Source organism: Bradyrhizobium murdochi (assembly GCF_000472965.1).
Classification (GTDB): domain Bacteria; phylum Pseudomonadota; class Alphaproteobacteria; order Rhizobiales; family Xanthobacteraceae; genus Bradyrhizobium; species Bradyrhizobium murdochi.
This window is the reverse complement of sequence record NZ_AXAU01000004.1, coordinates 344498-370806: the sequence shown is the minus strand read 5'-3', so window position 1 is coordinate 370806 and position 26309 is coordinate 344498. Positions and strand designations below refer to the sequence as shown.

Sequence of the window (26309 nt, the reverse complement as noted above, 5' to 3'; positions counted from 1 at the left end):
CGGGAGGGAGCGCCAGTAGCCTAGTTCGGCTTCGCCTACTTTGCAGTCTTCTCGAAGGTGCGCAACACCGCATTGCCGCGGGAAACGGCGGCATCGAGGGCTTCCTTCGCGGACTTCTTGCCGGCCAGCGCCGCCTCGATCTCCTCGGACCAGAGGTCGCGCATCTGCACCATGTTGCCGAAGCGCAGGCCGCGCGAGTTCTCGGTCGGCTCCTTGTTGGTGAGTTCCTTCAAGGGAGTCTGCAGGGTCGGGTTCTTCTCATAGAAGCCGTCCTTGATCGACTTCTCGTAGGCCGCCTTGGTGATCGGCAGATAGCCGGACTCCTGATGCAGCTTGGCCTGGCGGTTGGTGTCCGACAGGAAGGTGAAGAACTTTGCGACGCCCTTATACTCTTCCGGCTTCTTGCCGCCCATCACCCAGAGCGACGCGCCGCCGATGATCGAGTTCTGCGGGGCGCCGGCGACATCAGGGTAATAGGGCATCGGCGCCGAGGTGAAGTCGAACTTGGCCGTGCCCTTGGCGGTGGCGTAATAGCCCGACGAGGTCAAGAAGATCGCGCATTCGCCGGAGCCGAAGCGGGCTTCGTTGGTGCTGGTGCGTCCGCCATAGTCGTAGGTCTTGTCCTTCTGCAGATCCACGAGGTTCTGCAGATGCTTTACGTGCAGCGGCGAGTTGAACTTCAGCTCGGTATCGAAGCCGTCGAGGCCGTTGGCCTTGGTGCCGATCGGCACGTTGTGCCAGGCCGAGAACTGCTCGATATGCACCCAGCTCGCCCAGGCATTGGAGAAGCCGCAGGTCGCATGCCCGGCCGCCTTCAGTTTCTTGGCGGCCTCGAACACTTCCGGCCAGGTCTTCGGGATTTCGGTGACACCGGCCTTCTTCAATTCGTCCTTGTTGATCCACATCACCGTCGATGAGGAATTGAAGGGGAACGAAAGCATGTCGCCCTTGGAGGTCGAGTAGTAGCCGGTGATGGTCGGCAGGTACGCCTTGGGGTCGAACGGCTCGCCGGCATCCTTCATGAGCTGGTAAACCGGCTTGATGGCGCCGGTGGCGCTCATCATGGTGGCGGTGCCGACCTCGAACACCTGCATGATATGCGGCGCGTTGCCGGCCCGGAACGCCGCGATGCCGGCGTTCATGGTGTCGGGATAGCTGCCCTTGTAGGACGGCACGACCTTGTAGTCGGACTGGCTGGCGTTGAACTCCTCGGCGAGCTTGTTGACGATGTCGTTGTTGCCGCCGGTCATGGCGTGCCACCACTGGATCTCGGTCACAGCGTGGGCAGGTGTTGCGAACGCCAGCGCAGCAGTGATTGCCGCGGCTGGGCCGAATTGTCGAAATGCCATGTAATATTCCTCCAGGTTGGGGTCGTCACCTTCGTTTCGCGCGATAGCAGCGCCGGATGACGTGCAAATGACCCTATAAGCGAAAGGATGCTAGTGGGAAAGCGTGCGGCTGGGGAAGCCGGAAAATAGGCGAAGGCGCCAATGATACCCGTCGCCCCTGCGAACGCAGGGGCCCATAACCACAGCCGTCTGTGGTTGAAGCAGAGCGGCTACCATAGCGCCCAAAGCGAAGCCGCGGCGTATGGGCCCCTGCGTTCGCAGGGGCGACGACGTTTACCGCTTGCGCTCCGAGCCGCAGACCGCGCCCTTGGCGACCAGCGCCTCGATCTCGCCTTTCGAGTAGCCGAACTCGCCCAGCACCTCCGATGTGTGCTGGCTGAATTTCGGCGGCGTGCGGCGCAGGCTGGGCTTGGTCCGCTCCAGCCGGATCGGGGAGGCGACGCCCTTGTACCAGTCCTTTTCGATGATATCGCCACGATGCAGCGTATGGGGATTGGTCAGCGCCTGGTCGATCTTCTGCACCGGACCGGCCGGCAGTCCCGCCGCCAGCAGCCGATTGCAGAGCGGTTCGGCCTCATGCTGGCTGAACACGGCGGCGAGCTCGACGCGCAGCGCCTCGCGGTTGGCGATACGGTCCTTGTTGCGGGCAAAGCGCGGATCGGCACCGAGTTCGGGCTTACCGATTTCCTTGGCGAGCTTGCGGAAGGTGCCGTCATTGCCGACGCCGATGAAGATGTTGTCGGTCTTGGTCGGGAAGATCGCGTAAGGAACGAGGTTCGGATGCTCATTGCCGGTGAGCGACGGCGGCTTGCCATGCATGAAATAGTTCGCGGTGTGCGGATGCATGATCGCCAGACCGGTTTCATACAGCGTGGTTTCGAGAAACTGGCCAAGCCCCGAACGCTGCCGCTCCGACAGCGCCATCAGGATACCGATCGCCGCGTAAAGCCCGGTGGTGATGTCGACCAGGGGTACGCCGATCCGCATCGGGCCGCTTTCGGGCGAGCCGGTCGCCGCGATCATGCCGGTCATGGCCTGGATGATCGCGTCATAGCCGGGATTGCCGCCGCGCGGACCGTCGGCGCCGAAGCCGGAAATCCGGCAATGCACCAGCCTCGGAAACTTCGCGCGCAAGACGTCGTTGCCGATGCCCCATTTGTCGAGCGTGCCCGGCTTGAAATTCTCGATCAGGACGTCGGCCGTCTCCAATAGTTTCATCAGCACCGCGCGTCCGCCTTCGGACGCGAGGTCGAGGCCGATCGAGCGCTTGTTGCGGTTGATGCCGACGAAATAGGCCGCATCCTCCTCGTGGAACGGAGGGCCCCAGTCGCGCACTTCGTCGCCGGCCGGCGGCTCGATCTTGATCACGTCGGCGCCATGGTCGGCGAGGATTTGCGTGCAATAGGGGCCGCCAAGCACGCGCGTCAGATCGATCACGCGCAGGCCGGTCATTGCGCCGGAAGAACTCATGGAGAAGACCTTCGCTCAGGATGAGAAATGGAGGCTTTGAGCTAGCGGTCTTCTGGCGCGGCGGCAATGGCGTCTCGCGCACAGGCGCATGACGCGGCCGCCGTAGCACGAGGTGAAATTCCACGGGACGAACGGCCCGCCGATACCCAGCGGCGGGCCGTTCGGACATCGTCGTCAGACGACGGTCAGGCGCACGTCGACATTGCCGCGCGTGGCGTTGGAATAGGGGCACACCTGGTGGGCCTTCGCGACCAGGGCTTCCGCATCCGCCTTGGGAAGGCCGGGCAGCGAAACGGCGAGTTCGATATCGAGCCCGAAGCCGCCTGCCGAGCGCGGGCCGATGCCGACGGTGGAGGTCACCGAAGCATCCGCCGGCACCTTCGGCCCGCCTTGCGAAGCGACAAATTTCATTGCGCCGATGAAGCAGGCGGCATAACCGGCCGCGAACAGTTGCTCGGGATTGTTGCCGGCGCCACCGCCGCCGCCGAGTTCTTTCGGGGTGGCGAGCTTGACGTCGAGTGCGCCGTCGAGGGTGGCGGCGTGGCCATCGCGGCCGCCGGTTGCCTTGGCGCTGGTCTTGTAGAGCACGTTCACGGACATGTCGGTCTCCTCTGGGTTTGCCGTTTCGGTGAAAAATGTATTGCACACAATTAGATTTTGCACAATGTGAATTATTGCGGAGGTCGCAATTTAATTGTATACGATTGAAATCAAGCGCTTACGGCTCCGAATCGGGGCGGGGGGCGCCGCCCGTTGACGAGGTTGTGATGGCCAGAAAACATGCGGCTGACCTGCCGCTGAAGCTCGATAATCAGCTCTGCTTTGCGGTGTACTCCACCGCGCACGCGTTCAACCGCGTCTACAAGCCGCTGCTCGACCGGCTCGGACTCACCTATCCGCAATATCTGGTCATGCTGGTGCTGTGGGAGCGCGATGGCGTACCGGTGAAAGACATCGGCGCGCGGCTGCACCTGGACTCCGGCACGCTCACGCCGCTGCTCAAGCGGCTGGAGGCGGCCGAACTGATCAAGCGGACACGCAGCACCGAGGACGAGCGGCAGGTGCTGATCGCGCTGACGCCAAAAGGCGAGGCGCTGCGGGAGAAAGCGCGGGCTGTGCCGCAGGCGATCCTGGCGGCGTCGGCCTGCTCAGTCGGCGAACTGGCGGCGATGAAGAACGAGATCGTCGCGCTGCGCGATCGATTGAATGCGGTGGTGGGGGAGTGAGGGGCGAGGCGCGGAGTCGATTCGCTGGTCAGAAATGCTTCTTCGCGAACGCGCGCCCCGAGCCAGACTTTAGGTACTTCTCGAACGCGATAGCGAGTTGCTCGTCGCTGAACGCAAAATAGGTTCGTATCCGCCAAGGTCTGTACTTTGACGTATGAGGCACCTCTCCCGCATTGTGTTTCGCCAAGCGGGCTCGCAGGTCGTCGGTGATTCCGACGTAGAAATGTTCGGAATCGAGACTTTCAAGAATGTAGACGTATTTCATGGGCTATCCTCCGAAAGGGAGGATACACGAGCCATTCATCGCGGCCAGAAGCGGCCTCGGCCCGCCGTCGCCCTTCGGGCTATGGCGGGGCAGCCTTCGCTCACTTCGCTACGCGAGACCTTCCGGGCTTGCCCAGCCGTAGCTCGCGAAGCGAGCGAACACGAGCAATTCATCGAGGCCAGAAGCGGCCTCGGCCCGCCGTCGCCCTTCGGGTTTTGGGGGGGGCAGCCTTCGCTCACTTCGCTCCGCGAGACCTTCTGGGCTTGCCCAGCCGTAGCTCGCGAAGCGAGCGAAGGCTGGTGGAGCCAGGCGGGATCGAACCGCCGACCTCTTGCATGCCATGCAAGCGCTCTCCCAGCTGAGCTATGGCCCCTTAAGAATCGCGCGCCTCAATTCGGCGTGCGGGCAATGACCCTGAACCACAGTTTAGGGCCGATCTCAAGTCTCTTCGTCACCTCCGACGTCGCCGATGATGTCGGTAACGTCCTCATCGCCCTCTTCCTCGTCGGGAATGAAGGTAGAATCGTCGTCGTCATCGTCCTCGATGGTCTCGTCGATCTCGATATCGTCTTCCGATTCGGGAACCACGGCCTTGACCTTGCCGGTGTTCTCCTCGGCATCGGCCTCCTCGAGCGAGACCAATTCTTCTGCCTCGGCGGCCTCCGGCATATCGGCAGCAGCGGTTGCCGACGCTGCGGCTGCAGCGCGCGCGGCATCGCCACGGGCGGCTCGCGGCGGCGCGATCGGGGCAATCGGGACGACCTCGCCGGTGTAGGGCGAAATCACCGGGCTCTTGTTCAGGTCATAGAACTTTTTACCCGTCGTCGGGCAAATACGCTTGGTTCCGAGATCGGCTTTGGCCACGTGTAGATCCTGGGAAATTCTGAAAAACGGTGCTTCACTTGGCTAGTTGAGGGGCCGGTGTCAATAGCGCTTTGAAGCTTTTGAGGGCCGCGTGACGCCGGGTGGTCCATGTGATACTGCCGCCCCCGCAGAGGACCACCATCTTGACCCATTCAACCTCCACCCAGACCCCGCTGGAATCCCGCGCCAGCGGTCCCTTGGCCGGGAAAGTCCGCGTTCCCGGCGACAAGTCGATTTCGCACCGCGCACTCATCCTGGGGGCGCTTTCGGTCGGCGAAACGAGAATCTCCGGCCTGCTCGAGGGCGAGGATGTCCTCAACACCGCCAAATCGATGCAGGCGCTGGGCGCCCAGGTCGAGCGAACCGGGCCGTTTGCCTGGCAGGTCAGGGGCGTGGGCGTGGCAGGCTTCGCCCAGCCGGCCTCCCCGCTCGATTTCGGCAATTCCGGTACCGGGTGCCGCCTGGTGATGGGGGCTGTGGCCGGCTGCCCGATCACGGCCGTGTTCGACGGCGATGCCTCGCTGCGCTCCCGTCCGATGCGCCGGATCCTCGATCCCCTGGAACTGATGGGGGCCAAGGCCGGTGAGACCAAGGAAGGCGGCCGCCTGCCGCTGACTCTGCATGGCGCCCGCGATCCCGTGCCGATCCTGTATCGCACCCCGGTGGCCTCGGCTCAGATCAAGTCGGCGGTGCTGCTGGCGGGACTTGCCGCGCCTGGCGTCACGACCGTCATCGAGCAGGAAGCCAGTCGCGATCATACCGAACTGATGCTGAAACATTTCGGCGCGGATATCGTCTCAGTCAGGGAAGGCAGCCACGGCCGCAAGATCGCGCTCACCGGCCAGCCCGAACTGCATGGCGCCGAGGTCGTGGTGCCTGCCGATCCATCCTCGGCGGCGTTTCCGATCGTGGCGGCGCTGATCGTCGAGGGCTCAGACGTGACCTTCTCCGACGTCATGACCAACCCGTTGCGCACTGGCCTGCTCACGACGCTGCGCCAGATGGGCGCCGCCATCGAGGAAAGCGAGGTTCGCGGCGACGCCGGCGAGCCGATGGCCCGGTTGCGCGTGCGCGCGTCAAAACTGCGCGGCGTCGAGGTGCCGCCGGAGCGCGCGCCCTCGATGATCGACGAATATCTGGTGCTCGCGGTCGCAGCCTCCTTTGCCGAAGGTACCACCATCATGCGCGGCCTGCAGGAACTGCGCGTCAAGGAGTCCGACCGGCTGGAGGCCACCGCCGACATGCTGCGCGTCAACGGCGTCAGGGTCGAGATCGCGGGCGATGATTTGATCGTCGAGGGCCGCGGCCACGTGCCCGGCGGCGGTCTCGTCGTCACCCACATGGACCACCGTATCGCCATGTCGGCGCTGGTGATGGGGCTCGCAGCCGACAAGCCGGTCAAGGTCGACGACACCGCCTTCATCGCCACCAGCTTTCCGGATTTCATTCCGATGATGCGATCGCTGGGGGCTGAGTTTTCATGATCATCGCCATCGACGGACCAGCGGCATCCGGCAAGGGTACGCTCGGCAAACGCCTCGCCCATCATTACGGCTATCGCCACCTCGACACCGGCGTGATCTATCGCGCGGTGGCGAAGGCGTTGCTGGACGAGGGGTTCGATCTGACGGACGAGGCGCGGGCGGTCGCTGTCGCGATGGAGCTTGATCCCGAGAAGTTCGGACATCCTGAGCTCAAGACGCAACGGATCGGCGATGCCGCTTCGGTGGTGTCGGCGATCCCCAGCGTGCGTGAGGCGCTGGTCAATTTTCAGCGCCAGTTCGCGGCCGGTCCGCCGGGCGCCGTGCTTGACGGGCGCGACATTGGAACCGTGATCTGCCCGAATGCCGACGTGAAGATTTTCGTGGTCGCCGATCCGCAAGTGCGGGCCCGCCGCCGAACGCTCGAAGCCCGCGCGCGGGGTGAGGAGGCCGATGAGGCGCTGGTGCTGGCCGATATCCTCAAGCGCGACGAGCGGGACCGCAATCGCGCTGCCGCCCCGCTCAAAGCGGCCGACGACGCCTACGTCCTGGATAATTCCAATCTCGACATCGAGGCCGGTGTTCGCGCCGCAATTGCCATCGTCGAGGCCGTCCGCGCCCAGCGGAAATAGCCAGGATTTGACCCGTCGCGGCGGCCCGAACCGCCTGTAAATCGGGCATTTCCGGCTTGCCGAAAATGGCCCGTGGGGCTATATCCACGGCCATCCGGGCCGCCATCGATGAGATCAGGGCTGTCCGAGCGGGCCGGCCGGAGGTTTGAACCTCCCGCCGTCATTGGAGGAAAGCCCGCTCCAGGTTCTTGAAGTCGATATGCTCGTTTCAGGCTCCGGATTTCTGACGCTACGCGCACTCTTCCGCTGAACCGGTACCCGCTTTTGCGGAATGCGCGACATCAAACGTATCGAACGTGCAGGCATGCTGCCGGCCCGCTTTTGCGCCTTCCGCAAATGCGGTCGTCAGGGTTTGCGGACCCCTGACACTTCACGCACGATGCGCCCTGTAACCCGAACGGCCGGCAATATCCCGCATTGGAGAACAAATGGCTTCGACTACTGCTGCTTCTTATAATCCGACCCGCGACGATTTCGCTGCGATGCTGGACGAGTCCTTTGCCGGCGGCAATCTGCAGGAAAGCTCCGTCATCAAGGGCAAGGTGGTTGCAATTGAAAAGGACATGGCCGTCATCGACGTCGGCCTGAAGACCGAGGGCCGCGTGGCGCTGCGCGAATTCGCCGGCCCCGGCCGCGAAAGCGATCTCAAGGTCGGCGACGAGGTCGAGGTGTTCCTCGACCGGATCGAGAATGCGCTCGGCGAAGCCGTGCTGTCGCGCGACAAGGCGCGCCGCGAGGAAAGCTGGGGCAAGCTCGAGAAGGCCTTCAACAACAACGAGAAGGTTCACGGCGTCATCTTCAACCAAGTCAAGGGCGGCTTCACTGTCGACCTCGACGGCGCTGTCGCCTTCCTGCCGCGCTCGCAGGTCGATATCCGCCCGATCCGCGACGTCGCTCCCTTGATGAACAACTCGCAGCCGTTCCAGATCCTCAAGATGGATCGTCGCCGCGGCAACATCGTGGTGTCGCGCCGCACGGTTCTCGAAGAGACCCGCGCCGAGCAGCGCCAGGAGCTGGTGCAGAACCTCGAGGAAGGTCAGGTGATCGACGGCGTGGTCAAGAACATCACCGATTACGGTGCGTTCGTTGATCTCGGCGGCATCGACGGCCTGCTCCACGTCACCGATATCGCCTGGCGCCGGGTCAATCACCCGACGGAAGTGCTGACCATCGGCCAGACCGTGAAGGTCAAGATCATCAAGATCAACCACGAGACCCACCGCATTTCGCTCGGCATGAAGCAGTTGCTGGACGATCCGTGGCAGGGCATCGAGGCGAAGTATCCGCTGAACGCGCGCTTCACCGGCCGCGTCACCAACATCACCGACTACGGCGCGTTCGTCGAACTGGAGCCGGGCATCGAAGGCCTGATCCACGTCTCGGAAATGTCGTGGACCAAGAAGAACATGCACCCCGGCAAGATCGTTTCGACCTCGCAGGAAGTCGAAGTGCAGGTGCTCGAAGTCGATTCGGTCAAGCGCCGCATCTCGCTCGGCCTCAAGCAGACCATGCGCAATCCCTGGGAAGTCTTCGTCGAGAAGTTCCCGGTCGGTTCGGTGGTCGAAGGCGAGGTCAAGAACAAGACCGAGTTCGGCCTGTTCCTCGGCCTCGACGGCGACGTCGACGGCATGGTCCATCTGTCCGACCTCGACTGGAAGCTGCCGGGCGAGCAGGTCATCGACAACTTCAAGAAGGGCGACATGGTCAAGGCCGTGGTGCTCGACGTCGATGTCGAGAAGGAGCGCATCTCGCTTGGCGTCAAGCAGCTCGAAGGCGACCCCTTCGCAGAACCCGGCGACGTCAAGAAGGGCGCGGTCGTGACCTGCGAAGTGCTCGAAGTGAAGGAAGCCGGCATCGAGGTGAAGATCTCGGGCACCGACTTCACCACCTTCATCAAGCGCTCCGAACTGGCCCGTGACCGCAACGATCAGCGCGCCGAACGCTTCGCCGTCGGCGAGAAGGTCGATGCCCGCGTGATCCAGTTCGACAAGAAGGCCCGCAAGGTGCAGGTCTCGATCAAGGCGCTGGAAGTTGCCGAAGAAAAGGAAGCCATCGCGCAGTACGGCTCCTCCGATTCGGGCGCGACGCTCGGCGATATTCTCGGCACCGCGCTCAAGAACCGCGAGAAGTAAGCGTTTGCTTATTGCCTGCGACATCAGGCCCCGGTTTCGACCGGGGCCTTTTTGTTTTTCCTTCTCCCACAAGGGGAGGAGGGAAGAGAAAGGAGCCTTGCTTTCTTCATATTGCATCGCAATTGATGTAATCAGGTAACGCTTCGCTCACGCTGCGACTGCAAAACGGGCTGATATTTCCAGGAGAATTTCGATGTCGCTCGATTCGGACGTGATCGTCGATCGCCGCAGGATCCGCCGGAAGCTCACGTTCTGGCGTATCATGGCTGGCCTGGTGACCATCGCGGCGATCGTCGCCGCCGGCGCAATCGCGACAACGAGTGGGCCGGCTGCCCTGACGCCATCGGGATCGATCGCGCGCGTCAATATCGAAGGGCTGATCCGCAGCGATCAGAAGCGCGTCGAGGCGCTGGAGCGGCTGGAGAAATCGAGCCATGCTGCCGTTATCGTGCACATCAACTCGCCGGGCGGCACCACGGCGGGCTCCGAGCAGCTTTACGAGTCGCTGATGCGCCTGAAGGCCAAGAAGCCGCTGGTTGTGGTGGTGGAGGGGCTGGCCGCGTCGGGTGGTTACATCTCGGCGATGGCCGCCGATCATATCGTCGCCCGGCAGAGCTCGCTGGTCGGCTCAATCGGCGTGCTGTTTCAATATCCGAATTTCACCGAGCTGATGAAGACCGTGGGCGTCAAGGTCGAGGAGGTGAAATCCTCGCCGTTAAAGGCTGCGCCCAATGGTTTCGAGCCGACCAGTCCTGAAGCGCGCGCTGCGCTCGACGCGCTGGTAAAGGATTCCTATGCCTGGTTCCGCGGCCTGGTGAAGGAGCGGCGCGGCATGGATGAGGCGCTACTGGAAAAAGTCGCGGACGGACGGGTCTTCACCGGCCGTCAGGCGCTCGAACTGAAACTGGTCGATCAGCTCGGCGATGAAAAAGCAGCCGTTGAGTGGCTGGTCGCCGAGAAGAAGATCAAGAAAGATCTGCCGGTGCGCGATTACAAGCTGAATCCGCAGCTTGGCGACCTGACGTTTCTGCGAACGGCGGCTTCCATCGCCTTCGACGCGCTCGGATTGAGTTCCATTGCACGCCAGATTGAACAGGCCGGCGTCGCCCAGGCGGTCGATCGGCTCGCGCTCGACGGCATGCTGGCTTTGTGGCGCCCCGCAGCCTCCAATTGAACCGCAGCGGCTGCCCTTCGCGACGTTCTCCCGCACTGCGGGTGTTGTCACAAACCGCTTCCGGGCGGCTTGTCACGCCATTTCGCGCTGCCCAAAAGTGAATTAGCGTCTTGACAGTGCAAGGCATTTTCACGGAAATGGAAGTCCGCACGATCCCGGACCCCTACTTCGATGATCAAATCCGAACTTGTTCAGCGCATCGCCGAGCACAACCCGCACCTCTATCAGCGGGATGTGGAGAACATTGTGAACGCGATCCTCGATGAGATCGTCGCTGCCTTGGCGCGCGGCGACCGTGTCGAGCTGCGCGGCTTCGGCGCCTTCTCGGTCAAGCATCGCCCGGCGCGGGCGGGGCGTAATCCGCGCACCGGCGCTCATGTGCCAGTCGACCAGAAGAGCGTCCCGTTCTTCAAGACGGGCAAGGAAATGCGCGAGCGGCTGAACCGCGACAACGGCTCGCACGAGGCCGGCGCGTAACCAATTTTTTCGATCTGTAGCCGTGTTGCGGGCCTCTTGCCCGCCTTTCTCCGTCACTGCGAGAAATGGTCATGCGAAAGTTCTTCACGGCGCTGGTCGTCATTCCCTTAGGGCTGATCTTCACCATTTTCGCCGTCGCCAACCGCCATTTCGTGACGGTGTCGTTCGATCCCTTCAATTCAAGCGATCCGGCGATCACGGTGAGGATGCCGCTGTTTGCCGTGATCATCACGGTGGCCATTCTGGGGGTGGCGGCGGGCGGCATGGCGACCTGGTTCCGCCAGCGCCACTGGCGCCGCGCGGCGCGCCAGCATGAGGCGGATGCCCGCCGCGCAAGGGTGGAGGCGGCCGATTTACGAGCCGCGGCGGCAGTTTCCCGGGCGGATCAGCAGCGGCTTCCAGCGCCGTCCCAATATGGCTTCTACGGGGCCGCCGGGCGAGACAAGCAAGGCGCGACGTTGTAGAACCCGCCCCGTCAGCCCCTGTTCCATGCGGTTACGGGGCTATAATCCGTGTCCGAGAGACCATGTCCCTGCTCGTCAAAATTTGCGGCCTGTCCACGCGCGAGACGCTCGAGGTAGCGCTTGAGGCGGGTGCCGACATGGTGGGATTCGTGTTCTTCTCCCCTTCGCCGCGTCATCTCAGCCTCGCGACGGCGCGCGAACTCGGCCGGCAGGCCAAGGGCCGCGCGGCCAAGGTGGCATTGACCGTCGATGCCGACGACGCGACGCTTGAAAATATCGCCGAGACGCTGCAGCCGGACCTGCTGCAACTGCACGGCAAGGAAACCATCGCGCGGGTGCGCGACATTAAGCAAAAATTCGGATTGCCGGTTATGAAGGTGATCGCCGTTGAAACCTCGGCCGATCTCGCCGCGCTGCCGGGCTATGCGAGCGTTGCCGACCGCATCCTGTTCGATGCTCGCGCTCCCAAGGGCGCCACCCGTCCAGGCGGGTTGGGGACGGTGTTCGACTGGCACGTTTTGGAGAAGCTCGATCTCCAATTGCCCTTCATGGTCTCCGGCGGGCTCAGCGCCGACAATGTCGCGGATGCCATTCGCGTCACCCGCGCCGGCGGCGTCGACGTATCCTCGGGCGTGGAAAGCGCGCCCGGTGTCAAGGATGCCGAACTGATCCGCCATTTCATTCGCGCCGCGCGCGCCACCGAACAATTGATGGTCCGATGAATCAACGCCTGCCCAATTCATTCCGCACCGGTCCCGACGAGCGCGGGCATTTTGGCAATTTCGGCGGCCGCTTCGTCGCGGAAACGCTGATGCCGCTGATCCTCGACCTTGAAAAAGCGTATTCGGTGGCCAAGGCCGATCCGTCGTTCCAGACCGAGATGAACGGCCATCTCAAGGATTACGTCGGCCGGCCATCACCGCTCTATTTCGCCGAGCGGCTCACCGAGCATCTCGGCGGCGCCAAGATTTACCTGAAGCGCGAGGAGCTGAACCATACCGGCTCGCACAAGGTGAACAACGTGCTCGGCCAGATCATGGTCGCGCGCCGCATGGGCAAGAAGCGCATCATCGCCGAAACCGGCGCCGGCCAGCATGGCGTCGCCACCGCGACGCTGTGCGCGCGCTTTGGTCTCGAATGCGTGGTCTATATGGGCGCGGTGGACGTCGCCCGTCAGGCGCCGAACGTGTTCCGCATGGAGATGTTGGGTGCCAAGGTCGTGCCGGTGCAGGCGGGCACGCGCACGCTGAAGGACGCGATGAACGAGGCACTGCGCGACTGGGTCACCAACGTGCACAACACTTTCTATTGCATCGGCACGGTGGCGGGGCCGCATCCCTATCCTATGATGGTGCGCGACTTCCAGTCGGTGATCGGCGAGGAAACGCGCAAGCAGATGCAGGAAGCCGAAGGCCGTTTGCCGGATTCGCTGGTCGCCTGCATCGGCGGTGGCTCCAACGCGATGGGCCTGTTTCATCCGTTCCTCGACGACCCCTCCGTCGAAATTTTCGGCGTCGAAGCGGCCGGCCATGGGCTGACGCAACTGCATGCCGCCTCGATCGCCGGCGGCCGGCCCGGCGTTCTCCATGGCAACCGCACCTATCTCTTGATGGACGATGACGGCCAGATCCAGGATGCGCATTCGATCTCGGCGGGCCTCGACTATCCCGGCATCGGCCCGGAGCATTCCTGGCTGCATGAGACCGGCCGCGTCACTTACCTTTCTGCGACCGATGACGCAGCGCTCGCCGCCTTCATGCTGCTGTCGCGACTGGAAGGCATTCCACCCGCGCTGGAGTCTGCGCACGCGATCGCCAAGGTCACGGAGCTCGCCCCGAAGCGGCCGAAGGACCATCTGATGGTGGTCAACCTTTCCGGCCGTGGCGACAAGGACATTCCGCAGATCACGGAGATCTTGAAAGGCAGGAAGCAGTGACCACCCGCATCGACGCACGCTTTGCCGAGCTCGCAAAAGAAGGCCGCTCGGCGTTTGTCACCTTCCTGATGGCCGGCGATCCCGATCCGCAGACATCGCTCGACATCATCAAGGCGCTGCCCAAGGCGGGCGCCGATATCATCGAAATCGGCATGCCCTTTACCGATCCGATGGCGGACGGACCGTCGATCCAGGCCGCGGGCCTGCGCGCGCTCAAGGGCGGCATGACCCTTAGGAAGACGCTCGATATGGTGCGCGGCTTCCGCAAGGAGGACAACACCACGCCGCTGGTGCTGATGGGCTATTACAATCCGATCTATATTTATGGGGTCGACAAGTTCCTTAGCGACGCCAAGACCGCCGGCGTCGATGGCCTCATCATCGTCGACCTGCCGCCGGAGGAGGACGATGAGCTCTGCATTCCCGCGCTGAAGGCCGGACTCAACTTCATCCGCCTGGCGACACCTACGACCGACGACAAACGCCTGCCCGCCGTGCTCGCGAATACTTCCGGCTTTGTCTACTACGTCTCGATCACCGGCATCACCGGCGCTGCGGCGGCCGATTCGAAGGTGGTCGGCGATGCGGTGGCCCGTATCAAACGCCACACCAAGCTTCCGGTGTGCGTCGGCTTCGGCATCCGCGCCCCGCAGGCGGCGCGCGCGATTGCCGAGAAGGCCGATGGCGCCGTGGTCGGCACCGCCCTGGTCGACGCGTTGCGCGACAGCCTCGACACCCAGGGGCAGGCGACCGCCAAGACCGTGGCCGCGGTGGCCGACGTCGTGGCGTCGCTGGCGCAGGGCGTCCGGGGCGCGAAGCAGGCTGCGGAATAAGCCACAATTTACGTGGAAATAGGCGGGGCATGATCCGGAAAAGTGGAGACCGGTTTTCCGAAAAGATCATGCCCAAACCAGTAGGCGGCGGCTTGCCGGGTCCAGGCCAGGCCGCCATATATTCCATCAATGCGTTCAACCGCATTCGGAGCGAACCATGAATTGGCTCACCAATGTCGTCCGGCCGAAAATCCGCAGCATCCTGCGCCGCGAGACGCCGGAGAATCTGTGGATCAAGTGCCCGGATTCCGGGCAGCTCGTGTTTTACAAGGACGTCGAGGCCAACCAGTTCGTCATTCCCGGCTCGAACTACCACATGCGCATGGGCGCGGTGGCGCGGCTGAAGTCGATCTTCGACAACGAGACCTGGTACGACATCGCGCTGCCCGAAGTGACAGCCGATCCGCTGAAGTTCCGCGATGAACGCAAATATGCCGACCGCATCAGGGACGCCCGCGCCAAGACCGGGCTGAACGACGCCATCAAGGTTGGCTACGGCAAGCTCGAAGGCGCCGGCGTCGTTATCGCGGTGCAGGATTTCGATTTCATGGGCGGCTCGCTCGGCATGGCCGCGGGCGAGGCGATCGTGCGCGGGCTCGAACTGGCGGTGGAAAAGAGGTCGCCGTTCATCGTGTTCGCGGCTTCGGGCGGCGCACGCATGCAGGAAGGCATCCTGTCGCTGATGCAGATGCCGCGCACCACCGTCGGCGTGCAGATGCTGCGGGAAGCGAAGCTGCCCTACATCGTGGTGCTGACCAATCCGACCACCGGCGGCGTGACCGCATCCTACGCTATGCTGGGCGACGTGCAGATTGCCGAACCCGGCGCGCTGATCGGTTTTGCCGGCGCGCGCGTGATCGAACAGACCATCCGTGAAAAATTGCCGGAAGGATTCCAGCGCGCCGAATATCTGCTCGATCACGGCATGATCGACATGGTCGTGCATCGCCACGAGATGCGCTCGACGCTGGCGCGGCTGTGCCGGCTCCTGACCAAATCGCCGCCGCCTGACGTCGCCTCAAAGCCTTTGCCTGAGGTCACAGACCCGGCCCAGATCGTCTCGGCCCCGGAAGCGGTGCCGGCTGCGCCCCACGCGTGAGCCTGCCTGCCGCCAGACCTCAGCCGCTCGGTGAATTGATCGCGCGGCTGTCTGCTTTGCATCCGAAGCGGATCGATCTCAACCTTGATCGGATGCACCGCCTGCTGGCGCGGCTCGATCATCCGGAGCGGCTGTTGCCGCCGGTGATCCATGTTGCCGGCACCAATGGCAAGGGCTCCACCATCGCCTATCTGCGCGCGATCCTGGAGGCTGCAGGCCTGCGCGTGCACGTCTACACCTCGCCCTATCTGGTCAGGATCAACGAATGCTTCCGGCTAGGTCAGAAGGGCGGCGGACGGTTGGCTGATGATGCCGAACTGCGCCGGGTGCTGGAGTATTGCGAGCAGGTCAACGCGGGCGATCCGATCACGATTTTCGAGATGGAGACCGTAGCGGCGTTCTGCCTGTTCGCGGAGCATGACGCCGATGTCGCGCTGCTGGAAACCGGGCTCGGCGGACGACTCGACGCCACCAACGTCATCGACCGGCCGGTCGCGACCGTGATCACGCCAGTCAGCATGGACCATACGGAATTTCTCGGTAACACGCTGACCGCGATAACCGGCGAGAAGGCCGCCATCATCAAGCGCGGTGCGCCGGTGATCTGCGCAGAGCAGGCGCCGGAGGCGATGGCGGTGATCGAGGCGCAGGCCGACCGCATGCGCGCGCCGTTGCATGCTGCCGGGCAGCAATGGCATGTCGGTGTCGAGCGTGGGCGGCTGGTCTATCAGGACGAGCGCGGCCTGATGGATCTTGCGGCGCCAAAGCTGTTCGGTCGGCATCAATTCGACAATGCTGGCCTTGCGATCGCGACGCTGCGTGCGGTCGAGGCGTTCAGGATCGGAATGGCGGCGTTCGAGGCCGGCATCATTGGCGCCGAATGGCCGGCGCGGATGCAGCGGCTGGTCTCGGGCGCACTGGTCGATCAGGGGCCGAAGGGCTGCGAGATCTGGCTCGATGGCGGACACAATGCGGAAGGCGGCCGCGTCGCTGCGGCCGCGCTAGGCGATCTCGAAGAGCGGGTGTCGCGGCCCCTGGTGGTGATCGCGGGCATGATGGCGAACAAGGATGCCGGCGCGTTTCTCGCCAATTTCGCAGGACTGACGCGGCACATCGTGGCGGTGCCGATCCCCGGGCGCGACAATGCGATGCCGCCGGACCGGCTTGCGGATGCGGCGCGCGCGCTCGGCATGCGCGTGGAAAATGCTGCAACCGTCGAAGCCGCGCTGCACGCGCTCTCGCGTCTCGCCTACGAAGTGCCGCCGCGGATTCTGGTCACCGGCTCGCTCTATCTCGTCGGCCATGTGCTTGCCATCAACGGCACACCGCCGGCATAGTATTCCCCAAAATTAAATGACCGCTGGAATCGCTTCCAGCGGCCGCCCGGGAAAAAATATCAATTGCTTAATGAAACTAACCAGCCCCGGTCTTTGCAAAGACTAGCCAAGACGCCTGAGAGCCGCGAGTCGGAACCTTCGTTCCGCAATAGGAAGTAGGGATAATGTTGCAGGCTGGCTTCACCCAAATGAGGTAAATGGCGCAGCATTGTTCTTGCAGGCCCAGGACAACAATCATCAAAGCTGGAATCGCCATGCGTTTTGCCGCCATTGCCGACGTGCACGGAAACTTTCTCGCGCTGGAAGCCGTGCTGGCCGACATCCGCGCACTGGGCATTGGCGAAATCGTCAATCTCGGCGACATGGCGAGCGGACCGCTCGACGCGCGACGCACTATGGATGCGCTGATAGCGCTCGACGCCGTTCACGTATTAGGCAATCACGATCGGTATTTGATCGACCGGCCGCCGGAGAAGATGGGATCATGGGACCGGCCGGCGCACGCGCAGCTCGAAGAGCGCCATCTCGATTGGCTGCGCGCGGTGCCGAAGACGGCCGTGTTTCGCGATCGGGTCTTCCTCTGCCATGCAACGCCCGAACATGACGAGGTCTACTGGCTGGAAACGGTGTTGCCCGACGGCACAGTGCGAATGTCATCGCTGGATGAAATCGACGAGCGCGCGCGGGGCATCACGCAGTCCCTGATCCTCTGCGCGCACACCCATCTTGCCCGCGCGGTCAGGCTTCGCGATGGCCGATTGATCGTCAACCCCGGCAGCGTCGGCTCGCCCGGCTATCGCGACGTGCATCCCTTTCCGCATGTCGTCGAGGCCGGCACGCCGGATGCGCGTTATGCTATCCTCGAACTTGCTGACGGCGCCTGGCGCGTCACGTTTCGGCATGTGCCGTATGATCACGGCGCGATGGCAGCGCTCGCGCAACGGAACGGTCAGGCCGAGCTCGCCAGCGTGCTGGCGACAGGATGGATCAGATAGCCGATGCCTGTAGCCCGGGTGGAGCGAAGCGCAACCCGGGAGACGATCGCGGCGCGAATATAGAACCCCGGGTCTTCACCCGAGCTGCGGCCCACTTCACTTCAGCAGCTTCATCGGGTCGGCAGCTTTCTGCTTGAGTTGATCGAAGGTGCACTGCCGCGGCGCCTTGTCGGGCCGCCAGCGCAAGATCGAGGTGCCGTGGCGGAATCGCTCGCCACTGAAATGATCGTAGCAGACCTCGATCACGAGTTTTGGCTTCAGCGGGCACCACTTTGCCGATCGCTCGGTCGACCATCGGCTCGGGCCGCCCGGCGCGTTGCCGGTGAAGCCGGGAGGCGCGATCAGCGGCTCGAGCCGATATGTCAGCGCCGGCTTGTCCGCCTGCTTGATCGCGGAAGTGAAGCCGACATGATGCAGAAGTCCCTTATCATCATAAAGACCGAGCAGCAGCGAGCCGACGACTTTCCGGTTCGCGATTCTGTTGGTGGCGTAACGGAAACCGCCGACGACACAATCGGCGCTGCGGAATTTCTTGATCTTCTGCATGCCGTCGCGGTTGCCAGCCTGATAGGGCAGGTCGACGCGCTTGGCGATGACGCCATCGAAACCGCCGCCGGCTTGCTTCAGCCATTTCTGGACGGTGGTGTAACTCGTGGTGACCGGCGACAGACGAAACGTCGGGCTGGATTTGAACTGCGCTTTCGCAAATGCTTCCAGCGCCGGCCGGCGTATCCGCAAAGGCGATGCAGCAAGCTTCTTGTCCGCCGTGGTCGCCAGCAGGTCGAAGGCGATAAACAGCGCCGGCGTTTCCTCCGAAAGCTTTTTTACCCGGCTCGCGGCGGGATGAATCCGCTGCAGCAGATCGTCAAATGAAAATGCCCTGCCATGCGGCACGACGATTTCACCATCGAGCAGAAAACTGGTCGCCTTCAATGCAAGCGCGGAGCGAACCAGTTCGGGAAAGTAGCGGGCGAGATCCTCGCCGGACTTCGAGCGAAGGTCGATCTTGTCGCCGTGGCGCGACAGCAGGCAGCGAAAACCATCCCATTTCGGCTCGTATTGCCATTCCGCGCCGCGCGGAATGACATCGACCGAGCGTGCTTCCATCGCCGCCAGCGGGGCAAGGCGCCGCCGAGCCTTTCCAGGTGGCAGGCCGGGGTACTCTTCAACGCGAGACATACCGTCTCAACGCAAACGGCCGGCAAATTTGCCGGCCGTTGTCGAAAATTTACTGTCTGAAAGACGGCGATCAAACCGCCGCAGTGATCCACTGCTGCAGCTTCGCCTTCGGCGCGGCGCCGACCTGGCGGGAGGCCATCTCGCCGCCCTTGAAGATCATCAGGGTCGGGATCGACATCACGCCGTATTTCGAGGCCGTCTTTGGGCTCTCGTCGACGTTCAGCTTCACGATCTTGACCTTGTCGCCCATGGCGCCGGAAATCTCGTCGAGCGCGGGCGCAATCATGCGACACGGGCCGCACCATTCGGCCCAGAAATCGACGACCACCGGCCCGGTCGCCTTGAGCACTTCGGCTTCGAAATCGGCGTCAGAAACCTTGCCAACGGCCATCGGAATTACCTCGTTCGGTTAGAAATTAAGGGGCGCGGTCAAAGAATCGCGCCCTGGGATGATAGTGGCAAACCTATGAACGCGACCCTGCCGGGTCAAGCGCGGTCACGCCGAGATGATGGATGCCAGCTCGGCCTCCAGCGCGGAAGCGGAAATCTCCATCAATTCAGAGGTTTCGGTCCAAAGCAGCGCCGCCCGCACCGGGCGCTGGGGATAAAGCTTGCCGAGCACCGCCCGGTACAGCGCGAGCTGGCGGACATAGCCCCTCGGCGCCTCCTCGGGCCGGCTTGGCGGGGCGTGGTTGGTCTTGAAATCGAGAATCAGGACTTCGCGCTCGGTCACTACGAGGCGGTCGATCTGCCCGGACACCAGCGCCGGCCGTCCGCCCGGCCGCTCCAACCGCCCGACGATCGAGACTTCGGCGCGGCTACCCGGGGCGAAAGCGTGCGCAAACCGCGCATCGGCGATCAAGGCGAGCGTGCTTTTGGCCAGCACTTGCCGCTCCTCATCGGTCCAGCCATCCGCATTGCGGGCCAGATAGGTCAGCGCGGCCTCGCGGCGGCGCTCGGCGGCGACATCGGGCAGCGACTGCAGAAGCCGGTGCACCAATGTGCCGCGCTGCAGGGCGCGGGCGCGCTTCGTGAGCGACTCCGCCGTCCGGACCGGGTGGCTGTCGCTGTCAGCGGGGTCCGAAGGCCGCAACAGACTTTCCGGGGAAATTTCGGGCTGTGCCGGCGTCAGCAGCCAGGTGGGCAGCACGATCGGCGCCGCTGGGGACGACCCAGCACGCGGAGCGGCCGAGGGCGCGGCCTCCTCGGGCCGCGTATAGCGCTTCACCCGGCCGATGGCGGTCTCGATCTCCTGAAGCTGCAAGGCGGAGCCGGCGAGCCCCTTGGTGATCAGGTCGTACCAGGACAGCGGCCGGACGCTTTTCATGTTGCCGGGCATGCAGCCGCCGACGATGAGGCGGTCGGCGGCACGCGTCATCGCGACATAGAGCAGGCGGCGGTATTCATCCTCGGTATCGTCAATCATCGCCGCGCGGGCGGTGGCGACCGCGGGCGGATCTTCCGCCTTGCGGCCGGCCCACACCACGACACCGGGCGCATGCGGATCGGCATTGCCCAGCGGCAGGTTGATGAGCTTCAGCCGCTGCGTATCCGAGGGCGAGGTCGTCGTATCCACCAGGAACACGACGGACGCTTCCAGGCCCTTGGCGCCGTGCACGGTCATGACGCGGACCTCGTCGCGCGAGATTTCCATGTCGCGCTTTACTTCGAGGTCAGCGGTGCGCAGCCAGGCCATGAAGCCCTGCAGCGAGGCCGGCGCCTTGCGTTCATAGCTCAACGCCAGCTCCAGAAACTCATCCAGCGCGTCGTTCGCCTCGTGCCCAAGCCGCCGCAGGATTCGTGCGCGGCCGCCATCGCCGCCGAGCAGCCAGGCATAGAACGCAAACGGTGTCTCGCTGGCAAAGCGGCGCTCGCATTGTTCGAGCCGCCACAGCGCATCCCTCAAGCGGCCGTCGGTTGGAGCGCGCGCGGTCAATGCGGCGCGCAACGATCCCTTGCGTTGCCAGGCGATCCTGAACAGGTCGTCATCGTCGAGCCCTAACAAAGGGCTCTTCAACGCTACTGCCAGCGCCAGATCGTCCTGTGGCAGCAGCAGCGCGTCGGCCAGGTTCATCAGGTCGATGATCGCGATGTGCTCGGTCAGCTTGAGGCGGTCGGCGCCGGCGACCGGGATACCGGCATGCTTCAGCGCCTGGATCACGGCGTCGAACGCGTTGCCGCGTCGGCGCACCAACACCAGCATGTCGCCATAGCGCAGCGGACGGCGGTCGTTCTTGCTGCCGGTCGTCGCACCGCTGCCGACCAGCGCCTTGATCTCGGCCTGGATGCGCCGGGCCAGCTTCACTTCGGGGCTGGTCGCGGAGACGCCGTCGAACGGCGCACGCCAGCCCTCGATATCCTGCCGGTCATCGGCTTCCGCCAGCTCCCAGAGATCGATCTGGCCGGGACCAGCATCGGCCAGCGCGTGATGAATCGGGTTGCCGATATCGACTGCATGAATGCTGCGGTAGATATCCTGCTCGCGAAACACCTGATCGACCGCGTGAAGGATCTCCGGTCCGGAGCGGAACGAATAGGTGAAGGAAACCGGATCGAACTTCAGTCCAGCGCCCTCGAACTTCCTCTGCAAGGCGCGCCGGCGCAGGTCGAATTCGCGCGGGGCCGCGCCCTGGAACGAAAAGATCGACTGCTTCTCGTCGCCGACCGCGAACACCGTTCGCACCACGCCGTCGCGTGCGCCGGCACCCGAAGTGAATTCGGAGATGATGTGCGCGACGATGTCCCATTGCCGCGGGCTGGTGTCCTGCGCCTCGTCGATCAGCACATGGTCGACGCCGCGGTCGAGCTTGTAATGCACCCAGCCCGAGGAGACGCGGTCGAGCATTTCCAGCGTCTTGTCGATCAGGTCGTCATAGTCGAGCAGGCCGCGCTCCTGCTTCTCGCGGCGATAGTTCGCCGCTGCAGCGGTTGCGATATATAGCAGCGCCTCGGTGCGGTCGCGCGCCACCAATGCGCGGCGCCGTTCGATCAGGGGAAGGACGCGGCGGGCTTCCGACTCCAGCAGCCGGCCAATGGCGGGGTTGCTGTCACAGAATTTCTTCGTCACCACCGATTTGCGCGGCGTGCGCTCGGTGTCGGTGAGGAACAGGGTGAGATACTGGTCGACCTGCGCAGCGTCGCTGAACACCAATGCATCGCGCAGCCGCGCCGCCTGATCCTGATCGGACTTGTTGCCGGTTTCCAGCACCAGCGCAATCTCCGGCCATCGCGCGCGCGGCAGATTCGGCCCGTCGATGATCTCACGCTCGACATCTTCAATGCGATCATCGTGACCGACGCCGAGTGCGGCTGAAATCTGCGCGGCGGCCGCTTGCGCGCTGCCGGCGGCATCCGTCCAGGCCATGAAATGATCGCGGCTGAGACAGGCCTCGCGCACGACTTCCTTGAAGGTGACGTCGGCAGCGCTCGCCATCGCCGTCATTAGCGCGCGCCCGGTCGCGCTGTCAGGGTTGCGCGAGGCCTCGAGGAAGACGGCGAGATTGGCACGCTCCATCATCTCGTTCTGGTCGCGCTCGTCGAGCACGGCGAACCGCGCCGGCACATTGGCCTCGAACGGGAACTGCTGCAGCAGCCGAGTGCACAGCGCGTGGATGGTCTGCACCTTCAGCCCGCCCGGCGTCTCCAGCGCGCAGGCGAACAGTTTGCGCGCCGATTTGCGCAGGCGTGCACTGGGATGGGGAATGCCGGCCTCGCGGATCGCCGCGTCCAGCGCGTCATCGTCGAGCGTTACCCAATGGCCGAGTGTGGTGAACACGCGTTCCGCCATGTTGGCGGCGGCAGCTTTGGTGAAGGTGATGCAGAGGATTTTTTCCGGCGCCACGCCGTCGAGCAGCAGGCGGATTACCCGCTGCACCAGCACATGCGTCTTGCCCGAGCCCGCATTTGCCGAGACGAAGGCGGACGCCGCCGGATCGGACGCACGCGCCTGCGTCGCGCGAACGGCGTCGGGGATGATGCGCCGGGCCTTCACCATTCCTCGATTCCCAAGCCGCCGGCCGCCGACCATTCCTTGATCCGGGCGAGGTCGTCATAGGCGCCGTAGCGGTTCGACCACATCGACAGGTTCAAAGAGGTATAGGCGGTCTCCACGTTCTCGAACTTGCGGATCAGCGCCTCGAGCTGTTCGCGCGCGTAGTCGGCCGCTTCGTCCGGCTGCTGCGGCGTATCGTTGTTCCTGATCTTCAGTTCCAGCGAGCGCTGCTCGCCGGGCGGATTGTTGCCGCTAAGCCTGACATAGACGAGTTCGCCGACAGATGAGCCAGCGTGGATATTCTCAAACCCGCCCTCGCGCAGGATTGCGGCCTCCAGCGTCAGTTGCGGGGACAAGCCCATCCGCACCTGCTTGCCGGTCGGCGGCTGTCCGGTCTTGTAATCGAGAATCGCAAAACTGCCGTCGTGGCGCTGCTCGATCCGGTCGGCGCGCGCGGACAGCGTGAAGATGCGCTCGTTGTCGAGCGGAATCTTGATCTCGCCCCTGATCTCGGCGGCGATCTTCTCGACGTCGTCGCGCCGCGCCTTTTCCCATTCCGCAAACCAGGCGGCGATGCGCTGAAACCGCGGCCACCACAGGGCGCGTGCCTCCGGCCGCTCCATCAATGGCGCGAAATATTTCTCGCCGATGCCGCGCAGCGCCAGCGCGGGCTCTGGCGGAAGGGCGTCGGCGAATACTTGCGTGAATTCGCCGAGCGCGTCATGGATCGCCGAGCCGCGGTCGGCCGCCGACAATGGCATGTCGACGGGGTCGAGCGGATCGAGCCGCAGAATATATTTTGCGTAGATCGTATAGGGATCGCGCAGCCAATCCTCGATCGCCGTGACCGATAGCTTGAGTGGCCGCGTCTCGACCGGTGGCTTCGGCGCGGGCTGCTCGATCGGCTTGACCTCGTCGGGCTGATCCAGTTCGGCGGCGAAGCGGACGTAATTTTCTCCGGCACGTTTGGCTTCGTCCCAGCGCAGTTCACCGGCCACCGCCTCCAGGCGGTGCAGGAAGCGCGAGGCGACCGCCGGCGCGCCGCCGACTTTCGCCGCATGGGTGAGAATCACATCTGGCGTGCCCAGCAATTGCGCGAAGTCGTGGGCGGAGAGGCCGATGCGCCGCTCCGGCAGATCGAGGCCGAGTTCATGGCGCATCGGCCGGCTGAGCCATGGATCGACTCGCGGCGCCGGCGGCCACACGCCTTCGACCAGCCCGCCAAGGATGACGCGGTCGGATTCGGTCAGCCGCGCTTCGAGCTGGCCGTAGATTTGGAGTTGTGCATTCGCGGATTCCGACCGCCGCACCATGCGATCGGCATAGGCGGTCTGGAACACATCGGGGTAATCGCCGAGCTGGACCATCAGGCCGCTCGGCTTTTGCTCGGCCAGCAGGTCGTCGAACGCCGCTGACAGGGCCGAGCCTTGGGCTTCCTCGAAGACGACCGCAACGCCGTTGTGATCTGAAGACAATGCGATCAGCGTTTCGCGATGGCGCAGCGCCAGCTCTGCGAAATCGTACGGCTTCGATGGGCCCATGATTTCCAGCGGCGACAGCGCCTTCTGCAACGCCGCGATCAGCGCCTGGGCCTGATCGAGTTCGTCATCCCTTAGTTTCGCACGTGGCTCCGAAGCGTGAAGCGAGGAGGTTTCCTTGCGCCGGAGTTTTCCGAGCTCGACGCGGAAACGATCGAAGTCGCGCGCCAAGCCGCCCGTTCCTGCCTGCGGCCGGGTGCCGCGCAGCAGCGCCAATTCGAAGGTCTCGATGGCATGTTTGAAGGCGCCGGATGCGCGACCAAGCCGAAACAGCGGATGCTTTAGCAGTGCCAGCAGCGTCGGGGGCTCCAGCCCTTGGGCAGCGACTTCTGCGGCAAGGCGGGCAAAAATGCCGCTTGGCGTGTCCATCAGCGCGTCGCCGCCGGAATCGTCGAATTCGAGATTCCAGCGCCTCAGCGCCGCCATCACCCGACGCGCCAGCGCGCGGTCCGGCGTTACCAACGCGGCTGACTTACCGAGGTGCCGCGCCTCGCGCATCGCCACCGCAATCGCCAGCGCTTCCATCTCCGAGTTGGGCGCTTCGACGACGGCAAGATTTGCCATGCCGGCCGCGATCCTCGCGGCAACGTCGGGCTGCGCCAGCCGGTCGTGCCATTGCTCGGTCGCCGTCGACGGGCGCATCGTCTCCGATACCAGCACCTCGCGCCCCCGCTGCGCTGGCGTACCCAGGGTTTCGACGTCGCTTCGCTTGATGCCAAAGCGATCCAGCAATCCATGCATCGCGAATTGCGGGTGGTTCGAGGAGGGCTGCGTGGTGAATTTGCCCTGAGCGTCCCTGACGCCGCCAATCGTCTGCCAGGCTTCCTCGTCGAGATCGGTGTCGAGTCCCGGCAGCACCACGGCGCCCTGCTTCAGGTGGGCTACGGCATTGAGGAATTTCGCGGTTGCCGGCATCGAGCCGGTCGAGCCGGCCGCAACCACCGGTCCCTCGTGATGTGCAGTGAGCCGCGCGGCTTCCGCCTCAATCAGGCGGTCGCGCCGTTCGGCAGGTTCGATCCGGCCGATTTCCTTTAGGTGCTCCGGCCATGCCTTGCGCGCGATGCGCAGGAATTCCAGCGAGTGCTGCCAATATTTGTCGAACTGGTCGGGCACCAGTCTGTCGAGCGCTTCCCAGGCGACGCCGCGCGTCACCATGTCGTCCATCAGCCGCGCCAGGTCGCCGGCCAGCGCCAGCGTCGAGGCCGGGCCGCCGACCACGAGCGGCGCCGACACCGGGCTTTTTGCCCATGCCGCAACCAGATGCGCCAGCGTCAGGCGACGTTCCAGTTCGCCAAGTTTTGGCGGAATGTCGAGCGGCGCGACGCCGCTGAATTGTTCGGAACCTTCCGCAAACGCCAGCTCGTCTTCGTCGATGTCGCCAAGCGCTACGATGCGCGGCAGGATCGCGGCATCGGTCTTCAGCTCATCGAGAAAAATCTCCCGCGCCAACCGCCCGGCGCGCCGGGTCGGCAGATAGAGCGTTGCCGTTGCAAGATTCAGCGGATCCTTTCGCGCCTCGAATCCCTCGACCAGCCGGCCGTCGACCAGCGCCGCGATGACGGTGCGCAGGAACGGTGCGGAGACGGGAATGCTGAAAACGCGCATGGACTTCCTGATTCGAACTCAGGCGCCAATATAGGGAGGAATGACGGGGAGGTCATGCGGGTGAGGGCGGCGTCCCCGCTACTCACTACCAAGGCAGTCCGGGCCCACTCTACTTTGCATGGGCTTGTTTTCGAGATTTTTTGCCTGAGCGGTAGGGTGGGCAAAGCGAAGCGTGCCCACCCTTCCTACCGAAATCCGGGATGCATGGTGGGCACGGCGCGACGCGCCTTTGCCCACCCTACGGGACTACTGGTCCAGCGTA

Annotated in this window: 21 protein-coding genes, 1 tRNA gene and 1 pseudogene; 13 read left to right on the top strand and 10 right to left on the bottom strand. The window is 64.0% G+C overall.

From position 1 onward, the window contains the following. Positions 1 to 35 precede the first annotated feature (35 nt). From ugpB to YUO_RS0114395, 3 genes are all read right to left on the bottom strand, one after another. The gene (ugpB, locus tag YUO_RS0114405; RefSeq protein ID WP_028347907.1) at positions 36 to 1349 is read right to left on the bottom strand and encodes a sn-glycerol-3-phosphate ABC transporter substrate-binding protein UgpB; all 1314 of its coding nucleotides are present in this window, start codon (positions 1347 to 1349) and stop codon (positions 36 to 38) included. A gap of 273 nt (positions 1350 to 1622) precedes the next feature. Beyond that, a complete protein-coding gene (locus tag YUO_RS0114400) occupies positions 1623 to 2819 on the bottom strand; it encodes a CaiB/BaiF CoA transferase family protein (protein WP_035726730.1) in 1197 nt (398 codons plus the stop codon). 174 nt (positions 2820 to 2993) lie between these two features. Then, positions 2994 to 3419 carry an organic hydroperoxide resistance protein gene (locus tag YUO_RS0114395; RefSeq protein ID WP_028347905.1) on the bottom strand — a complete coding sequence of 142 codons (426 nt, stop codon included), beginning with the start codon at positions 3417 to 3419 and terminating at the stop codon, positions 2994 to 2996. A 167-nt stretch (positions 3420 to 3586) separates the two neighbouring features. On the opposite strand from YUO_RS0114395, the gene YUO_RS0114390 reads away from it, so the two are divergent. Then, positions 3587 to 4045 (top strand): MarR family winged helix-turn-helix transcriptional regulator, encoded by a 459-nt coding sequence (locus YUO_RS0114390; RefSeq protein ID WP_028347904.1) that lies wholly within the window; start codon positions 3587 to 3589, stop codon positions 4043 to 4045. A 28-nt stretch (positions 4046 to 4073) separates the two neighbouring features. Here the strand turns inward: YUO_RS0114390 and YUO_RS0114385 are convergent, their stop codons facing one another. The 3 genes from YUO_RS0114385 to YUO_RS0114375 all read right to left on the bottom strand — a co-directional run bounded on the left by YUO_RS0114385 (position 4074) and on the right by YUO_RS0114375 (position 5174). After that, positions 4074 to 4310: a GIY-YIG nuclease family protein gene (locus YUO_RS0114385; protein ID WP_028347903.1), complete on the bottom strand. Its 237-nt coding sequence runs from the start codon at positions 4308 to 4310 to the stop codon at positions 4074 to 4076. A 297-nt stretch (positions 4311 to 4607) separates the two neighbouring features. Then, positions 4608 to 4683: transfer RNA gene (locus YUO_RS0114380), tRNA-Ala, on the bottom strand. Positions 4684 to 4748: 65 nt separating this feature from the next. Further along, positions 4749 to 5174: a TIGR02300 family protein gene (locus tag YUO_RS0114375; protein ID WP_028347902.1), complete on the bottom strand. Its 426-nt coding sequence runs from the start codon at positions 5172 to 5174 to the stop codon at positions 4749 to 4751. A 143-nt stretch (positions 5175 to 5317) separates the two neighbouring features. Here YUO_RS0114375 and aroA point away from each other — a divergent pair, with 143 nt between their 5' ends. The 12 genes from aroA to YUO_RS0114315 all read left to right on the top strand — a co-directional run bounded on the left by aroA (position 5318) and on the right by YUO_RS0114315 (position 17734). Beyond that, entirely contained in the window at positions 5318 to 6658 is a 1341-nt protein-coding gene (gene aroA / locus YUO_RS0114370; protein WP_028347901.1) for a 3-phosphoshikimate 1-carboxyvinyltransferase, read from the top strand. Further along, complete coding sequence (cmk, locus tag YUO_RS0114365; RefSeq protein WP_028347900.1) at positions 6655 to 7287, top strand: (d)CMP kinase; 633 nt, start codon at positions 6655 to 6657, stop codon at positions 7285 to 7287. Before aroA ends, cmk begins: the two co-directional genes overlap by 4 nt. A gap of 428 nt (positions 7288 to 7715) precedes the next feature. Then, entirely contained in the window at positions 7716 to 9419 is a 1704-nt protein-coding gene (gene rpsA, locus YUO_RS0114360; RefSeq protein ID WP_028347899.1) for a 30S ribosomal protein S1, read from the top strand. Between the two features lie 193 nt (positions 9420 to 9612). Continuing rightward, the gene (sppA, locus tag YUO_RS0114355; RefSeq protein WP_028347898.1) at positions 9613 to 10593 is read left to right on the top strand and encodes a signal peptide peptidase SppA; all 981 of its coding nucleotides are present in this window, start codon (positions 9613 to 9615) and stop codon (positions 10591 to 10593) included. A 171-nt stretch (positions 10594 to 10764) separates the two neighbouring features. Beyond that, positions 10765 to 11070 (top strand): integration host factor subunit beta, encoded by a 306-nt coding sequence (locus tag YUO_RS0114350; RefSeq protein WP_028347897.1) that lies wholly within the window; start codon positions 10765 to 10767, stop codon positions 11068 to 11070. Between the two features lie 71 nt (positions 11071 to 11141). Continuing rightward, a complete protein-coding gene (locus YUO_RS0114345) occupies positions 11142 to 11534 on the top strand; it encodes a LapA family protein (RefSeq protein WP_028347896.1) in 393 nt (130 codons plus the stop codon). Positions 11535 to 11596: 62 nt separating this feature from the next. Next, a complete protein-coding gene (locus YUO_RS0114340; RefSeq protein WP_028347895.1) occupies positions 11597 to 12256 on the top strand; it encodes a phosphoribosylanthranilate isomerase in 660 nt (219 codons plus the stop codon). After that, positions 12253 to 13470, top strand: a complete 1218-nt coding sequence (trpB, locus tag YUO_RS0114335) for a tryptophan synthase subunit beta (RefSeq protein WP_028347894.1) — start codon at positions 12253 to 12255, stop codon at positions 13468 to 13470. Before YUO_RS0114340 ends, trpB begins: the two co-directional genes overlap by 4 nt. Then, positions 13467 to 14303, top strand: coding sequence for a tryptophan synthase subunit alpha (gene trpA, locus YUO_RS0114330; RefSeq protein ID WP_028347893.1), 837 nt, complete (start codon positions 13467 to 13469; stop codon positions 14301 to 14303). The genes trpB and trpA overlap by 4 nt, the downstream gene beginning before the upstream one ends. A gap of 157 nt (positions 14304 to 14460) precedes the next feature. Next, entirely contained in the window at positions 14461 to 15402 is a 942-nt protein-coding gene (gene accD / locus YUO_RS0114325) for an acetyl-CoA carboxylase, carboxyltransferase subunit beta (protein WP_028347892.1), read from the top strand. Then, positions 15399 to 16739 (top strand): bifunctional folylpolyglutamate synthase/dihydrofolate synthase, encoded by a 1341-nt coding sequence (locus YUO_RS0114320; protein ID WP_028347891.1) that lies wholly within the window; start codon positions 15399 to 15401, stop codon positions 16737 to 16739. Before accD ends, YUO_RS0114320 begins: the two co-directional genes overlap by 4 nt. 254 nt (positions 16740 to 16993) lie before the next feature. Beyond that, entirely contained in the window at positions 16994 to 17734 is a 741-nt protein-coding gene (locus tag YUO_RS0114315; RefSeq protein WP_028347890.1) for a metallophosphoesterase family protein, read from the top strand. Positions 17735 to 17830: 96 nt separating this feature from the next. On the opposite strand, the gene YUO_RS0114310 is transcribed toward YUO_RS0114315, so the two are convergent. The 4 genes and pseudogenes from YUO_RS0114310 to addB form a co-directional block, all read right to left on the bottom strand. After that, positions 17831 to 18913, bottom strand: a complete 1083-nt coding sequence (locus tag YUO_RS0114310; protein ID WP_283806408.1) for an ATP-dependent DNA ligase — start codon at positions 18911 to 18913, stop codon at positions 17831 to 17833. 70 nt (positions 18914 to 18983) lie between these two features. Beyond that, the gene (gene trxA, locus YUO_RS0114305) at positions 18984 to 19304 is read right to left on the bottom strand and encodes a thioredoxin (protein ID WP_016847387.1); all 321 of its coding nucleotides are present in this window, start codon (positions 19302 to 19304) and stop codon (positions 18984 to 18986) included. Between the two features lie 73 nt (positions 19305 to 19377). Next, positions 19378 to 22907, bottom strand: a pseudogene (gene addA / locus YUO_RS0114300) (double-strand break repair helicase AddA). Continuing rightward, positions 22901 to 26047: a double-strand break repair protein AddB gene (gene addB / locus YUO_RS0114295; RefSeq protein ID WP_028347887.1), complete on the bottom strand. Its 3147-nt coding sequence runs from the start codon at positions 26045 to 26047 to the stop codon at positions 22901 to 22903. Before addB ends, addA begins: the two are co-directional and overlap by 7 nt. Positions 26048 to 26309 lie beyond the last annotated feature (262 nt).

What these genes read in the sequence shown, in the direction of transcription:
- ugpB (WP_028347907.1), bottom strand. Translation starts at nt 1,349, where the DNA reads ATGGCATTTCGACAATTCGGCCCAGCCGCGGCAATCACTGCTGCGCTG.
- YUO_RS0114400 (WP_035726730.1), bottom strand. Translation starts at nt 2,819, where the DNA reads ATGAGTTCTTCCGGCGCAATGACCGGCCTGCGCGTGATCGATCTGACG.
- YUO_RS0114395 (WP_028347905.1), bottom strand. Translation starts at nt 3,419, where the DNA reads ATGTCCGTGAACGTGCTCTACAAGACCAGCGCCAAGGCAACCGGCGGC.
- YUO_RS0114390 (WP_028347904.1), top strand. Translation starts at nt 3,587, where the DNA reads ATGGCCAGAAAACATGCGGCTGACCTGCCGCTGAAGCTCGATAATCAG.
- YUO_RS0114385 (WP_028347903.1), bottom strand. Translation starts at nt 4,310, where the DNA reads ATGAAATACGTCTACATTCTTGAAAGTCTCGATTCCGAACATTTCTAC.
- cmk (WP_028347900.1), top strand. Translation starts at nt 6,655, where the DNA reads ATGATCATCGCCATCGACGGACCAGCGGCATCCGGCAAGGGTACGCTC.
- rpsA (WP_028347899.1), top strand. Translation starts at nt 7,716, where the DNA reads ATGGCTTCGACTACTGCTGCTTCTTATAATCCGACCCGCGACGATTTC.
- sppA (WP_028347898.1), top strand. Translation starts at nt 9,613, where the DNA reads ATGTCGCTCGATTCGGACGTGATCGTCGATCGCCGCAGGATCCGCCGG.
- YUO_RS0114350 (WP_028347897.1), top strand. Translation starts at nt 10,765, where the DNA reads ATGATCAAATCCGAACTTGTTCAGCGCATCGCCGAGCACAACCCGCAC.
- YUO_RS0114345 (WP_028347896.1), top strand. Translation starts at nt 11,142, where the DNA reads ATGCGAAAGTTCTTCACGGCGCTGGTCGTCATTCCCTTAGGGCTGATC.
- YUO_RS0114340 (WP_028347895.1), top strand. Translation starts at nt 11,597, where the DNA reads ATGTCCCTGCTCGTCAAAATTTGCGGCCTGTCCACGCGCGAGACGCTC.
- trpB (WP_028347894.1), top strand. Translation starts at nt 12,253, where the DNA reads ATGAATCAACGCCTGCCCAATTCATTCCGCACCGGTCCCGACGAGCGC.
- accD (WP_028347892.1), top strand. Translation starts at nt 14,461, where the DNA reads ATGAATTGGCTCACCAATGTCGTCCGGCCGAAAATCCGCAGCATCCTG.
- YUO_RS0114315 (WP_028347890.1), top strand. Translation starts at nt 16,994, where the DNA reads ATGCGTTTTGCCGCCATTGCCGACGTGCACGGAAACTTTCTCGCGCTG.
- YUO_RS0114310 (WP_283806408.1), bottom strand. Translation starts at nt 18,913, where the DNA reads ATGTCTCGCGTTGAAGAGTACCCCGGCCTGCCACCTGGAAAGGCTCGG.
- trxA (WP_016847387.1), bottom strand. Translation starts at nt 19,304, where the DNA reads ATGGCCGTTGGCAAGGTTTCTGACGCCGATTTCGAAGCCGAAGTGCTC.
- addB (WP_028347887.1), bottom strand. Translation starts at nt 26,047, where the DNA reads ATGCGCGTTTTCAGCATTCCCGTCTCCGCACCGTTCCTGCGCACCGTC.